Source organism: Sinorhizobium sp. CCBAU 05631 (assembly GCF_002288505.1).
Taxonomy (GTDB): domain Bacteria; phylum Pseudomonadota; class Alphaproteobacteria; order Rhizobiales; family Rhizobiaceae; genus Sinorhizobium; species Sinorhizobium fredii_C.
Genome location: NZ_CP023063.1, coordinates 3,160,745 through 3,175,257, shown reverse-complemented (window position 1 = coordinate 3,175,257; position 14,513 = coordinate 3,160,745). Strand labels below are relative to the sequence as shown.

Genomic DNA, 14,513 nt, shown 5'->3' with positions numbered 1-14,513 from the left:
TATCCGTCCGCCGGCGGTGCCGACGAGACCCATTCCTCAATCCTGCTCCAGCATCAGCGTCGCCAAGGGCGGCAGCGTGATGGTGGCCATCGTCCTTCCGTTCGATTTCTTTTCCGCGAGAACGGCGCCACCGTTGCCCTTGCCGCTTCCTCCGTAGATCTCTGCATCGGTGTTGAGGATTTCCTTCCAGCGTCCTGCCACCGGCAGCGGCACGTCATAGCCCTCGCGATAGACGGGGGTGAAATTGGTGACGACGGCGACCAGCTTCTCGCCCGGTGCCTTTCTCAGCCAGGCGAAGACCGAATTGCCCCGGTCGTCGGCAATCAGCCACTCGAAACCCTCGCCCTCGCAGTCGCGCGCATGCAGTGCCGGCTTCGCACGATAGGTGCCGTTCAAGTCGCGGACCAGCCGCCGCATGCCTTCGTGCAGGTGGTATTCAAGCAGGTTCCAGTCGAGCTGGCGCTCTTCCGACCATTCGCGCCATTGCGCGAATTCCTGCCCCATGAACAGCAGCTTCTTGCCCGGATAGCCCCACATGAAACCGTAATAGGCCCTGAGATTGGCGAACTTCTGCCAATCGTCGCCGGCCATCTTGGCGATCAGCGATCCCTTGCCGTGCACGACCTCGTCATGCGACAGCGGCAGGACGAAATTCTCGCTGAAGGCGTAGAGCAGCCCGAAGGTCATGTCGTTGTGGTGGAACTTGCGGTGCACCGGCTCGCGCGACAGATATTGAAGCGTGTCGTGCATGAAGCCCATGTTCCACTTGAAGCCGAAGCCGAGCCCGCCGGTGTGGACAGGATGGGAGACTTTCGGCCAGGAGGTCGACTCCTCGGCGATCGTCATCACGCCCTGATGAATGCCGTAGAGACGGGAGTTCATCGTCTGCAGAAAGCGGACCGCCTCGAGATTTTCATTGCCGCCATACTCGTTCGGCACCCATTCGCCATGCTTGCGCGAATAGTCGAGATAGAGCATCGAGGCGACCGCATCGACGCGCAGGCCGTCGACATGGAACTTCTCGGCCCAGTAGAGGGCGTTGTTGACGAGATAGGCCGCGACCTCCTCGCGGCCGAAATTGTAGATCGCCGTGTTCCAGTCGGGGTGGAAGCCCTGGCGCGGATCCTCGTGCTCGTAGAGCGCCGTGCCGTCGAACCAGCGCAGGCCATGCTCGTCGGTCGGAAAATGTGCCGGCACCCAGTCGAGGATGACACCAATGCCGACCTTGTGGCAGCCATTGACGAAACGGGCAAAGCCCTCCGGCTCGCCGAAGCGGGCGGTCGGTGAAAAAAGCCCGGTGGTCTGGTAACCCCAGGACGGGTCGTAGGGAAACTCGGAGATCGGCAGGAATTCGATATGGGTGAAACCCATGTCGGCGCAATAGGGGATGAGCCGCTCTGCCAGTTCGTCCCAGGTGAGCATATCGCCATTGTCGCGGCGCTGCCACGAACTGGCATGGACCTCATAGATCGCAATCGGCTGGCGGCGCGGATCGACCTCTTCCCAGTGCTGCCGATGCGCCTCGTCCTCCCAGACCTGGACGATCTCGGCTGCCGTTACCGATGCGGTATCAGGGCGCAGTTCCGAGCGCCGGGCGAAAGGATCCGCCTTTAGCGGCAGCAGCGTGCCGTCCTTGCCGAGGATCTCGTATTTGTAAGGGGCGCCGATCGGCACGCCGGGGATGAAGATCTCCCAGATGCCGGTATCGGTCCGCAGCCGCATGACGTGCCGGCGCCCGTCCCACTCGTTGAAGCTGCCGACGACCGACACGCGCCGGGCATTCGGTGCCCAGACGGCGAAGTGGAAGCCTTCGGCGCCGTCATGTGAGATCGGATGGGCCCCCATCCTGTCGAAGAGCCTGAGGTGCGAGCCTTCGCGGATGTAATAGTCGTCCATCGGTCCGAGGACGGGACCGAAACTGTATGGATCGACGACGATCCATTCGCCGCCCTTGTTGCGGGCGCGGTAGCGGACCGGCTGCTCCTTGCGGAGCGAGACGGGACCTTCGAAGAAGCCGGCATCGTCTCGCCGGTGAAGTGCTCCGATTTCGCTGCCGGAGAGTGTCTCCGCGACCACCGTTTCTGCGCCGGGGATGAAGCATCGTGCCACATAGCTTTTGCCGGATGCATGCACGCCGAGAACGGCAAAGGGGTCGCTGTGGGTGCCGGAAAGTATTGCCTCGATCTCTTGCGCCGGCAGGAAGCCTGACGCAGCTGGCGTTTCGTCCTTGCCGGGCGGTGAGGTCATCCAGCTCTCCATATCTCACCGGCATATTGCCGGATCGTGCGGTCGGATGAAAACCAGCCCATGCGCGCCGTGTTGCGGATCGTCTTCGAATACCAGTCGGACGGGGTCGTCCAGAGCTGGTCGACTTCGCGCTGCGCCTTTGCGTAGGCTTCGAAATCGGCGGCGACCATGAACCAGTCATGGTTGTAGAGACCGTCGACGAGGCCGGCGAACCGGTTGCGGTCGTCCGGCGAGAAGACGCCGGAGGCGATTGCCGCGAGCGCCTGCGACAGCTCGCGCGACCCCTCGATGATGGCCCGCGGGTTGTGCCCCTCGGCCCTTGCCTTCGCCACTTCATCGGCGGTCATGCCGAAGATCTTGATGTTCTCCTCGCCGACCCAGTCGCGCATCTCCACATTGGCGCCGTCGAGCGTACCGATGGTGAGCGCGCCATTGAGGCCGAACTTCATGTTGCCGGTGCCGGACGCCTCCATGCCGGCGGTCGAGATCTGCTCGGAGAGATCGGCGGCCGGAACCATCACCTCGGCAAGTGAGACGTTGTAGTTGGGGACGAAGACGATCTTCAGGAGACCGCGCACTGCCGGGTCGTTGTTGATGACGCGGGCGACATCGTTGGCGAGCTTGATGATCAGCTTGGCGTGGTGGTAGCTCGGCGCCGCCTTACCGGCGAACAGCTTGACGCGCGGCACCCAATCGAGTTCCGGATGCGAGCGGATCTGATCGTAGAGCGCCACGGCCTCGATGACGTTGAGCAATTGCCGCTTATACTCATGGATGCGCTTGATCTGGATGTCGAACATCGCCGAAGGGTCGAGCCTGATGCCGAGGTTTCCCTGGACCAGCTTCGCCAGCCGAACCTTGTTGGCACGCTTGACGGCGGCGAAGTGCTCCTGGAAATCCGCCTTGTCGGCGAAGGCGTCGAGCGCCTGCAGCGCTTCGGTATTGTCCATGAACTCGTCGCCGATCGCTTCGCGGATCAGCGCGAAAAGGCCGGGATTGCACTGCATCAACCAGCGGCGCGGCGTGATGCCGTTGGTCTTGTTGTTGATGCGGTCCGGATAAAGGCGGTGCAGGTTGGCAAACACCGTTTCCTTCATCAGCTCTGTATGCAGTGCCGAGACGCCGTTGATGGAGTGCGAGCCGACAAAGGCGAGATTGCCCATCCGTACCCGTCGCTCGCCCGTTTCGTCGATCAGCGAGATCGAGCGGATCTCCTCATCGGCCGCATGCTTCTGCCGGCGCGCCTCGATGAGGACCTTCGCATTGATGGCGTAGACGATCTGCATGTGGCGCGGCAGCAGCCGCTCGAAGAGCGGCACCGGCCAGCTTTCGAGCGCCTCCGGCAGCAGCGTGTGGTTGGTATAGGCGAAAGTCCGCCGGGTGATGTCCCACGCCTCTTCGAAGCCAAGCCCGTGAACGTCGGTCAAGAGCCGCACCAGTTCCGCCACGGATACGGCCGGATGGGTATCGTTGAGCTGGATGGCAACCGCATCCGGCAACGACGTGAAGTCCGGATATTGCTGCAGATGCCGGCGCAGAATGTCCTGCAGCGAGGCGGAGGAGAAGAAATATTCCTGCCGGAGGCGCAATTCCTGGCCGGCGGGCGTTGCATCGGCCGGATAGAGCACGCGGGTCAGCGACTCCGCCTTGTTGCTCTCGCGCAGCGCACCGATATGGTCGCCGGCATTGAAGGCGTCGAGCAGGATCGGGTCGATCGGCTGTGCGGCCCAGAGCCGCAGCGTGTTGACGCGCTTCGCCCGCCAGCCGACCGCCGGCGTGTCGAAGGCGGTGGCTATCACCCGTTCCGCCGGCTTCCAGACGTAGCGCTGAACTTCCTCGTCGATATTGACCGTTTCGACGCTCCCGCCGTAGCCGATCTCGTAGGAGCTCTCGCGCCGTTCGAATTCCCAGGGATTGCCATGCGCCAGCCAGGTTTCTGGCAGTTCGACCTGCCAGCCATCGGCCATCTGCTGGCGGAACAGGCCGTGCATGTAGCGGATGCCGTAGCCATAGGCGGGGACGTCGACCGTCGCCATAGATTCCATGAAGCAGGCCGCAAGGCGCCCGAGGCCGCCATTGCCGAGCGCGGCGTCGGGCTCGAGCTGCGCGACCACATCGATATCGACGCCGAGCGAGGCGAGCGCGTCACGCATCTCGTCCATCAGACCGATATTGGTCATCGCGTCGCGCATCAGGCGACCGATGAGGAATTCGAGGGAAAGGTAGTAGACCCGCTTCGCCCCGGTGGCATAGGTCTTGCGCGTCGACTCCATCCACTTGTCGGTGATCCGGTCGCGGGCCACCAGAATGGCGGCGGTCAGCCAGTCGTGCGGCTTGGCGACCTTCGGATCCTTGCCGATGCGGTATTTCAGGCGCTCGAGAATCTCGACGGCGAGCTGGCCGGGTTCGGAGGATCTCAGGGCCGGCTGCGGCAGTTCGTTGGTGGAGAGCCGATTCATCATGAGAACTGTCAAACCCTTGTTGCATTTCAGGAAACCGCAGGCCGAAGCGGCCGGGAACAGGGCATTTATGCATCGATCCGAAGCGCTTGCAACAGCTGTTTTTAAATGGATTAGATCGTTTCGACGCCGGGTACGGATGTACTTAGGCTTCTATTTCAATAGGTTCGCAGCACGAAAAATGCCATCCGGCAAAGGCCGAACGGCATGGGGAGGGGGGACAGCGGCGATTTCGGGCTCCGGTCCGACCAAAGCAGCCTGCCCGCCCGGTGTCGCTCACTTCGTGAGGCGGGAAACCACTGCTGCGGCGCGCTCGCCGATCGCCTGGAAGGCCGCGACGAGGTCGGTGACTTCCTCGGCCTCGAAATAATGCGAGGCGGACGAGGCGCAATATCTCAGCAGTTCCTGGCCGCGCTGCGGCGCCATGAATGCGACGCTATAGATCTCGACTTTGTTGGCCTTGGCGGTGTCGCACCATTGCTTGGTGACCGTGTCGTCATTGGCGTAGTTGTTCTCGCCGTCGGTCATGAAGACGAGGTATTTCGACGGCACCTGGCCATTCTTGGCGGCGTGTGTCGTGTTTTCCGTCTCCGCAATGACCTTTTGGTAGGCGGTCTTGAAAGCGCCGGCCGAGGCCGTGCCCCCGGTTGCGACGAGCGCATTGACATAGCTTGCGGCGCCGCTCGTACCCCAGGCGAGTGTTCCGGCGGCATCCTGTACGGAGTTATAGGAGACCGCAGCGGTACGAACGTAGATCTGATCCGGATCGGCGACCAGCAATTGCGCCAGCAGGTCGCTCACCGCAGTCTTCAGGGCGTCGATCTTGGTGACGTAGCACGGGCTGGTCGCCTTCAGGTAAGGGTACTTGCTCCAGGTCGCTTCGGTATAGTTGGGGCAGCTCTTTTTTGTCGTGTTGATGGTGTTCGTCTTCCATGCCATCGAGCCGGATCGGTCGAGAACTAGATACATCGACAGCGCGTTCTTGCTCTCGGTCGCGCTTTCCGCCGTGGAACTCGCTTCGAGCTCGACCGAATCCGTCCCGAGCAGCCGCGTCATGGCGTTGAATTCGATGACTCGCTTGTTGACGACGGTCACCTGGAAGATTTTTCCCTTCGTGCCGTTCGGCGTCTCGGTGATGTTCACCTCGAGCGTGTTGACGTCGTCCCATGTTGGAGGCGACGATTGAGTGCCGGTCGGAGTTCCATCGCCGCTGACGGCCGGAGTATCCGGCGTCGTGGTGCCGCCCCCCTGGGTTTTCAGGAATTTGCGGGCGAGTTCCTTGGCTTCTGCGATACTCGGCTGTTCCTCGGAGACGAGCGCAGACGCCGCCGCAAGAGCGGCCGCATCGGTCGCGTCCTGCAGCTGGTTCTTCGTCATCAGCATATTGGCCATGTCGATGGACACGCCGCCGGCCGCGAGAAGCAGCGGCGCAGCGACCGCCGTCATCATGCCGAAATTGCCGCCCCGATCCTTCAGCATCTTCATGAAGGATTGGCCGATAGTGGACCGTCTTCCCATGCTGCACCCCCACACGTTGTAGCCTGTCGCCTATGACACTAGTGGATGATGCGTTACCGTCCCGTTCAAGCAATCGCTGCAAACTTAACGAACCGCCGCAAAGCCCATGCTTTCTGTGGGGCGCCGGCAAGCGTGGATTTGCCTTTATCTGTGTGAAAACGGCACGAAGCGTGCCAGTTTCGGTCATTCCACCGGAATGACGTCGACGGCCTGTTCGGTGGTATGGCTGCCGTAGCTTTTCAGGACACCGATGACCGGCGCCACGTCGCCATAGTCGCGCCCGTGGCCGACGACGATATGGTCGGTGCCTGCCGGAATATTGTTGGTCGGGTCGAGCTCCATCCAGCCACCGGTTGTGCCGCACCAGAAGCGGACCCAGGCATGCATGGCGTCCGCTCCTTCCAGCCGCTCCTTGCCAGGGGGCGGCAGGGTCCTGAGGAATCCGCTGACATAGCCGGCGGGAATGCCTAGGCTGCGCAGCGCCACGATCATCACATGAGTGAAGTCCTGGCAGACGCCGCGCTTCAGCTTGAAGGCTTCGGCCGGCGTCGTCGTCACCGTCGTCGCTTCGGCATCATAGGCGAAATCGCGGTGGATGCGCTCGCAGATGGCGATGCCGATCTGGCGAACCGTCATGTTCTCCGCGGCGATCTCGCGCGCATAGGCGGCGATTTCCGACGCTTCCGGCAGCAGCGGGCTCGGGCCGATGAAATGGTGCGGCGACTCGGCATCGACGGACCAGCAGGAGGCGAGTTGCAGGGGCAGGCCGGCGAGAGGCGGCGAGAAATCGGCGGTGAGCGCCGTCGCCTCGGCCTGCACGCGCGCCTGCATGCGAATGACCAGGTGCTCGTGCATGGAGCGGAACAGGATGGAGGTGGTGGCGTTGGCGAAAAAGTCGACGCTCTCCGATCGCTCGCCGGGGGTGGGCTGGAATGTGACGGAGCCCGCTATGAGGCGCTGGCGGCCGGGAATCGAGGCGGGCAACACCCGCACCAGATGGCGACCGCCGCTCACCGGAACTTCGTAGCCGTAGGTGATCTTCAGGTTGATGTCATAGAGCATGCGAAGTGACGCCCTTGGTTCGATCGCGATGCGGTCTCGGTTCGTGGCTGAAACCCCTCCCCAACCCCTCCCTACAAGGGGAAGGGGCTAGGCGCCCGCGGCGATCGCCTGTCATTCCAGACTTGCGTCGAGCACAGAGGCTGACGGCGAGGAGGGGAGGGTGCGGCAAAGAGTTCCTCTCCCCCTTGTGGGGACGGGCTGGGGAGGGGTATTCGCATGCTTCGTTAGCCGCCATGCCGCCTTATACCATTTTAGCCGAGGTAGGTTTGGGCGAGCAGGTCGGAAAGTCTTTCCAGATCCTGCTCCAACCGCCTGTAGACCGCCTCGGTCATTGCCTCGGGCGTCATCACCGCAAGGCCGGAGTGAAGCCGCATCGTCTCCCGGTAGAAGGGCGACATCTGGCCGTTGACGAAGGCATTCGGCAGCAGCTCTACCTCCGTCTTGATCTCGTTCAATTGGAAGAGCACCGAGCGTGGGTTGAGCGGATCGAGCGCTAGCAGGTCGGTGACCGTCAGGGCGGCCGTGTTGACGTTGTAGCGGCGGCGATGGGTCATGACGCTGTCGCCGATCTCGAGCAGCATGTCATAGGCGCCGTCCGGAGCCTCCGGTCCGGACATATGGCCGAGCAGCCGCGTCATGTGCAGGCCGCGCTCGAGATAGCGCCCGATCGACAGGAAGCGCCAGCCGGTAAAGCGATACATGTTTTCGTGGACGAGACCGGCAAAGCCCGCCAGCTTGCGCAGGAGGATGGTCATCGCATGGGTCGCGTCGTCGCCGGCCTGAACGGTCGCGTGGAACTTGCGCGCCGTCTTCGACAGGTCGTTCAGCGCGAGCCAGCCGTCGGGAGAGAACCTGTCGCGAATGTTGCCGGCGCTGAAGAGGGCGCTGTCGATATTGGCGAGCAGGCTGGCAGGCACCGGCTGGCGCGTGCTGATATCGAGGGCTGCGAGATAGCTGCTGACATCCTTCAGGAGCGGCATGTTCGGATCCGCCGCCTCGGCGAAACGGGCGTGCCAGGCGCGCAGGATCCGGAGCGCACCCTCCGCCCGCTCGATATAGCGGCCGAGCCAGAAGAGATTGTCCGCCGCGCGGCTCGGCAGGCTGCCCGGCAGGTTGCGGGTGAAGCTCTCCTCGGCCGGCAGCAGCGTAGTGCGCTCGACCGGCTTTTCGCTGACGATCCAGACATCGGCGGCGGTGCCGCCCGCCTGCATGGCGATCGCCGCCACGTCGTCGCCGGAGCCGATGCGGGCGAAGCCGCCGGGCATGATCTGCCAGCCGTCGCGGGTGCGCGCTGCAAAGACGCGCAAGCTCATCGGCCGCGGCGTCAGCCGGCCGCGCACCCAAGCCGGCGTCGTCGACAGCGTCACCACCTCCTGCCCGACCAGCTTGCCTCCGCCTGCCGCCAGCCATTCGGCGGCCGAAGTCTTGGTGGTTTCGCGCAGCGCCGCACCGAGCACCGATTGCCCGTTGTCGTCGAAGAACGGCCGCGTCGAATAGGCCGGGCCAATGACCATGCCCTCGATATTGCTCGCGACGTGCTGACGCTCCTGTTCCTGGCCGCACCACCAGGTGGCGATCGACGGCAGCTTCTGCTCTTCTCCAAGCAGGTGGCGGCAGAGCGTCGGCATGAAGGCGAGGAAGGCGCGCGTCTCGAGAATGCCGGAGCCGATCGCGTTGACGATCGAGACGGAACCGCCGCGTAGCGCTTCGACGATGCCGGGCGTGCCGATATGGGAGGATTGATTGAGTTCGAGCGGATCGGCAAAGGAGGCGTCGAGGCGGCGCCAGAGCACGCCGATCGGCTTCAGGCCGGCGACGGTGCGCACCATCACCCGGCCGCCGACGACCGTCAGGTCCTCGCCTTCGAGCAGCATGAAGCCGAGATAGCGGGCGATATAGGCATGCTCGAAATAGGTTTCGTTGGCGATGCCGGGTGAGAGCACGGCGATGCGGTCGTCCGGATGCAGCTTTTGCGCCTGAAGAGTGTCGCGGAAGGCCCCGAAGAAGCTCGCCAGGCGACGGACGTGGGTTTCGGCGTAGAGGTTGGAAAAGGCGCGCGTCGTCGCCACGCGGTTTTCAAGCGCGAAGCCTGCGCCGGACGGCGCCTCCGTCCGATCGGCAAGAACCCACCAGGTGCCGTCAGGCCCCCGGCCGATCTCGAAAGAACAGAAGTGCAGGAAATGTCCGTCTGCCGGCTTTACGCCGACCAGCGGGCGCAGGAACTGCGGATTGGAGCCGACGAGCGCCGGCGGCAGCAGACCTTCGCCCACCAGGCGGTTCTCGCCATAGATATCTGCAACGACCTTCTCCAGAAGCTCGGCCCGCTGGATCAAGCCTTCCGAAACGGCGGCCCATTCGGCTTCGTCGATCAACACCGGTATGTGCGAAAGCGGCCAGCTTCGTTCGGTGTTTTCCTTGCCGTAGGCGCGATAGAAGACGCCGGCGTCGCGCAGATAGCGGTCGGCACGGGCGAAGCGGTTGGCGAGCTCCGTTTCGTCCATGCGGCCAAGAGCGGCGAGCAGCCGCTGCCAGACCGGCCGGACATCACCCTGCGGGTCGAGCATTTCGTCGGCGACCCCCGGCAGGGCGCGATAGCCGAACGCCGGGTCGCCATCGAACCGCCCCTCGCCTGTTGCCTCTGCCGCCTGCTCCTTCGCCATTTACACTCCTGCCGGACGCCTCAAGTCGAGCGTCAGGGGAAACTCCGCCGAGGGTGCCTCGGATCGCAGCCGATACATGCCGGTCGTGTGCCCCCAGGGTTCGAAGCGCGCCAGCCGGCGTGCCTCCGCCTCGTTGCCGTTGACCGGAAAGGTCTCATAGTTACGCCCGCCCGGATGCGCAACATGGTAGACGCAGCCGCCGATCGCCCGATTCGACCATGTATCATAAACGTCGAATGTAAGGGGAGTGTTCACCGGCAAAACAGGGTGCAGGCCGGATGCCGGTTGCCAGGCCTTGTAGCGCACGCCGGCGACGGCGACGCCGTTCGTACCGGTTTTCGACAGCGGCACCGGCCGGCCGTTGCAGGTCACCGTGTACCGATCGGGGTTGCCGGTTTCGAGCTTCACCTGCAGGCGCTCGACGGAGGAATCGACATAGCGCACCGTGCCGCCGATTGCACCCTGCTCGCCCATCACGTGCCATGGTTCGAGCGCCTGGCGGATTTCGAGCTTCGCCTCCTCGTATTCCACCTCGCCGCAGAAGGGGAAGCGGAATTCAAGCTGCGCCGCGAACCATTCCGGCCGGAGGTCGAAGCCGTGCGCTTTCAAATCAGCGAGAACGTCGAGGAAATCCTGCCAGACGTGGTGCGGCAGCATGAAGCGGTCGTGGAGCGCGGTGCCCCAGCGAACGAAGCTGCCTTCGACAGGGTTTTTCCAGAAACGGGCGATGAGCGCGCGGACCAGCAATTGCTGGGCGAGCGACATGCGGGCATTGGGCGGCATCTCGAAGCCGCGGAACTCGATCAGGCCGAGGCGGCCGGTCGGACCGTCGGGCGAAAACAGTTTGTCGATGCAGATCTCGGAGCGGTGCGTGTTGCCGGTGACGTCGACGAGCAGATTGCGGAACAACCGGTCGACGAGCCACGGGAGAGGCGGCACGCGGCCTGCGCCGGGCGAGGGCACCTGCGCCAGGGCGATCTCCAGCTCGTAAAGCGAATCGTGGCGGGCCTCGTCGATGCGCGGCGCCTGGCTGGTCGGCCCGATGAACAGGCCGGAAAAGAGATAGGAGAGCGAGGGATGGCGCTGCCAGTGCAGCACGATGCTCTTCAGCAGATCAGGCCGGCGCAGGAAGGGACTGTCATTGGGGCTGCGGCCGCCCACCACCACGTGGTTGCCGCCGCCGGTTCCCGTGTGGCGGCCGTCGATCATGAACTTGTCGGCACCGAGCCGGCTCTGGCGCGCCTCCTCGTAGATCGTCGTGGTGATGTCGACGCATTCGCCCCAGTTCGAAGCCGGGTGGATATTGACCTCGATCACGCCCGGGTCGGGTGCCACGCGGATGACGTTGATGCGCTCGTCTTGCGGCGGCGGATAGCCTTCGATATGGACGCTGAGGCCGAGCGCCGCGGCGGCCTTTTCGGTCGAGGCGATCAGATCCAGATATTCCTCGATGCTCGTGGTCGGCGGCATGAAGACACTCAGCCGGCCGTCGCGCGGCTCGACGCTGACGGCGGTTCGCACCGAGCCGCCGATCTCGTCGCGCGAGGCGGGCAGCGGCGTCTGCGGCTCTTCGAAGGGCTGGAAACGTGACTGCTGGGCGCGTCCCTTCTCTTCGGCGAAGTCCGGCAAGTCTCCGCGGGAAACCGTGGGGTCGACGGGGTTGATATAGGGATAGGACGAGGGGGAGATATGGGGAAGGGAGCCGAGCGGCAGGCGATAGCCGACCGGGCTGTCGCCCGGCATGAGAAAGATGCGGCCGCGCCGCGTCGTCCACTTCTCGCTCGTCCATTTCCGGCCAGAGGCCCGAGAATTCCAGGCCTGCACCGGCAGCACGTAGCCGGTCGGCGTCGTCAGGCCGCGCTCGAAGACGCGGGCGAGACGGCTGCGCTCCTCCGGGTCCTTGAGCTTCGAGTTGGACGGATCGACATTGTCCGGCAGGTTCGCTTCCTTGACGATCCATTCTGCCGGATCCTCATAGGCCGGAACGACCATGTCGGCGGCGACGTCGAGCTCGCCGGCGATCGCGACCAGCAGGCGCTCGGCATCGCGCTCGGTTACATTATTCCTGCCGCGTTCCTCGGCGATGAGCTCCGGCCGCTGCCAGATCGGCAGGCCGTCCCGGCGCCAATAAAGCGAGAAGGTCCAGCGCGGCAGGCTTTCGCCCGGATACCACTTGCCCTGCCCGTAGTGCAGGAAACCGCCCGGCGCGAAGCGCTCGCGCAGGCGGCGAATGAGGGCGTCGGCCTTTTCCCGCTTGGTCGGGCCGACGGCGGCGGTGTTCCATTCGTCGGATTCGAAGTCGTCGATCGACACGAAGGTCGGCTCGCCGCCCATGGTCAGGCGCACGTCGTTGTCGGCGAGCACCCGGTCGACCTCGTTGCCGAGCGCGTTGAGCGCCTCCCAGCTCTCGTCGGAAAAGGGCTTGGTGATGCGCGGATGCTCGGCGACGCGCGCGACCTTCATGTCGAAGGCGAACTCAGTTCTCGTGTCAGCATCGCCGAAGAAGCCGCCGGAGATCGGTGCGGCGTTGCGATAGTGCGGTGTGGCGGCCAGCGGAATGTGGCTTTCGCCGGTCAGGAGGCCGGAGGTCGGATCGAGCCCGATCCAGCCGGCGCCGGGAAGATAGACCTCGGCCCAGGCATGCAAGTCGGTAAAGTCGTGCTCGGTGCCGGAGGGACCGTCGAGGGCCTTCAGGTCGGGCGTTAGCTGAATGAGATAACCGGAGACGAAACGGGCGGCAAAGCCGAGATTGCGCAGGACCTGCACGAGCAGCCAGCTCGAATCGCGGCAGGAGCCCCTGGCGAGCCCAAGCGTCTCCTCCGGAGGCTGGACGCCCGGTTCCATTCGGATGACGTAGCCGATTTCCTTCTGCAGCCGCGCATTGAGGCCGACGACCATGTCGACGGTGCGCTGGGGCGAGCGATCGACGCCCGCGAGAAATACGGAAAGCCTTTCGCCCGCCGGTTCCGGCGTCATGTAGATCTTCAGGTCCTCGCTGAGGTCTTCAGGGTACTGAAACGGCCAGCGTTCGGCCTCCTCCTCGACGAAGAAGTCGAAGGGATTGTAGACGGTCATGTCGGCGACGAGATCGACTTCGATCTTCAGTTCCGTCACCGGATCGGGAAAGACATAGCGGGCGAGATAGTTGCCGTAGGGATCCTGCTGCAGATTGACGAAATGGTTCTCCGGCGAGACCCTCAGCGAGTGGCTGATGACCTTCGTCTTCGAATGGGCAGCCGGTTTCAACCTGATGATCTGCGGCGAGAGCCTTACCGGCCGGTCATATTTGTAATGAGTCAGATGATAGATACTGGCCTTGATCGACATGCAGCGTTTTTCCCCTCGATGGCGGGTCCGTCGCCCGCCATTCGAGACGACTTTGTGCAATGCAAAGAAAGAAAGCAAGCCGAAACCGAGACTTGGCCTGGGCCGGTCAATGTGCTCGATTCAGTATCAGACGGGCGGTGGATTGATCCTCGCGAAGCCCTCCTGCCGGTAGTAGGGGAAGTGAGGATAGGGCGCCGTCGTCGCGCTCGCCGCATCGAGGCGGGCGATCTGCTCGGCCGCCAGCGACCAGCCGCCGGCGCCGAGGTTCTGGCGGAGTTGCTCCTCGTTGCGCGCCCCGATGATGACGCTCGACACGGTCGGGCGCTGAAGCAGCCAATTGATCGCGATTTGCGGCACCGTTCGACCGGTTTCCTTCGAAATCTGATCTAGCACCTGGACGATGTCGTACAGCTTTTCGTCGTCAACCGGCGGCCCGAAAGCCGCGGTGTCGTGCAGCCTGCTTCCTTCGGGCCAGGGCTCGCCGCGGCGGATCCTGCCGGTCAGCCGGCCCCAGCCGAGCGGGCTCCAGACAAGCGCGCCGACACCCTGGTCGAGGCCGAGCGGCATCAGCTCCCATTCGTAGTCCCGCCCGACGAGAGAGTAGTAGACCTGATTGGCGACGTAGCGTGGATAGCCGTGGCGATCGGCAACCGCGAGCGACTTCATCAATTGCCAGCCGGAGAAATTGGAAACGCCGACATAGCGCAGCTTGCCGGAGCGCACGAGCATGTCGAGGGTCGACAGCACTTCTTCGACCGGCGTGCCGGCATCGAAGGCGTGCAATTGCATCAGGTCGATGTAATCGGTGCCGAGCCGTCTCAGCGCCGCGTCGACGCCTTTGACGAGGCGTGCGCGGGACGAGCCGGCATCATTCGGTCCGTCGCCGGTCGGCAGCGATATCTTCGTCGAGACGAGCACGGCGTCACGCCGCCCCTTGATCGCCGCTCCGAGGATTTCCTCGGAAGCGCCATCGGAATAGACATCCGCCGTGTCGAAAAGGTTGACGCCCGCCTCGAGGCAGATGTCGACCAAGCGGCGGGCCTCCGCTTCCGCAGTGGTGCCCCAGGCACTGAAAAGCGGCCCCTTGCCGCCGAACGTGCCAGCCCCGAAGCTGAGCGCCGGCACCTTCAGGCCGGACGAACCAAGCCGTCGATACTCCATTCCAAGAACTCCTTAGTGCTCATGTCACCCATGCGAGGAGAAAGATGGAGCGGACGGCGTTTTGGATATAGACTGGCAA

At 63.9% G+C, this 14,513-nt stretch carries 7 protein-coding genes; all 7 read right to left on the bottom strand.

The window, feature by feature from the left end:
* Window positions 1-36: 36 nt before the first annotated feature.
* Window positions 37-2,247 (bottom strand): 1,4-alpha-glucan branching protein GlgB, encoded by a 2,211-nt coding sequence (gene glgB / locus SS05631_RS15540; protein WP_037420322.1) that lies wholly within the window; start codon window positions 2,245-2,247, stop codon window positions 37-39.
* Entirely contained in the window at window positions 2,244-4,706 is a 2,463-nt protein-coding gene (locus SS05631_RS15535; RefSeq protein ID WP_172900188.1) for a glycogen/starch/alpha-glucan phosphorylase, read from the bottom strand. The genes glgB and SS05631_RS15535 overlap by 4 nt, the downstream gene beginning before the upstream one ends.
* Window positions 4,707-4,982: 276 nt before the next feature.
* Window positions 4,983-6,224 carry a VWA domain-containing protein gene (locus SS05631_RS15530; RefSeq protein WP_037420319.1) on the bottom strand — a complete coding sequence of 414 codons (1,242 nt, stop codon included), beginning with the start codon at window positions 6,222-6,224 and terminating at the stop codon, window positions 4,983-4,985.
* 183 nt (window positions 6,225-6,407) lie between these two features.
* Window positions 6,408-7,286 (bottom strand): transglutaminase family protein, encoded by an 879-nt coding sequence (locus SS05631_RS15525; protein WP_037420317.1) that lies wholly within the window; start codon window positions 7,284-7,286, stop codon window positions 6,408-6,410.
* Window positions 7,287-7,537: 251 nt separating this feature from the next.
* Window positions 7,538-9,946 (bottom strand): circularly permuted type 2 ATP-grasp protein, encoded by a 2,409-nt coding sequence (locus SS05631_RS15520; RefSeq protein ID WP_037420314.1) that lies wholly within the window; start codon window positions 9,944-9,946, stop codon window positions 7,538-7,540.
* Window positions 9,947-13,273: a transglutaminase family protein gene (locus SS05631_RS15515; protein ID WP_037420312.1), complete on the bottom strand. Its 3,327-nt coding sequence runs from the start codon at window positions 13,271-13,273 to the stop codon at window positions 9,947-9,949.
* Window positions 13,274-13,399: 126 nt separating this feature from the next.
* The gene (locus SS05631_RS15510) at window positions 13,400-14,434 is read right to left on the bottom strand and encodes an aldo/keto reductase (protein ID WP_037420310.1); all 1,035 of its coding nucleotides are present in this window, start codon (window positions 14,432-14,434) and stop codon (window positions 13,400-13,402) included.
* Window positions 14,435-14,513: the final 79 nt, after the last annotated feature.

Bases quoted from the DNA above. Each gene is read 5' to 3' on its own strand.
- SS05631_RS15510 (WP_037420310.1), bottom strand. From the start codon at position 14,434: ATGGAGTATCGACGGCTTGGTTCGTCCGGCCTGAAGGTGCCGGCGCTC.
- glgB (WP_037420322.1), bottom strand. From the start codon at position 2,247: ATGACCTCACCGCCCGGCAAGGACGAAACGCCAGCTGCGTCAGGCTTC.
- SS05631_RS15535 (WP_172900188.1), bottom strand. From the start codon at position 4,706: ATGAATCGGCTCTCCACCAACGAACTGCCGCAGCCGGCCCTGAGATCC.
- SS05631_RS15520 (WP_037420314.1), bottom strand. From the start codon at position 9,946: ATGGCGAAGGAGCAGGCGGCAGAGGCAACAGGCGAGGGGCGGTTCGAT.
- SS05631_RS15525 (WP_037420317.1), bottom strand. From the start codon at position 7,286: ATGCTCTATGACATCAACCTGAAGATCACCTACGGCTACGAAGTTCCG.
- SS05631_RS15515 (WP_037420312.1), bottom strand. From the start codon at position 13,273: ATGTCGATCAAGGCCAGTATCTATCATCTGACTCATTACAAATATGAC.
- SS05631_RS15530 (WP_037420319.1), bottom strand. From the start codon at position 6,224: ATGGGAAGACGGTCCACTATCGGCCAATCCTTCATGAAGATGCTGAAG.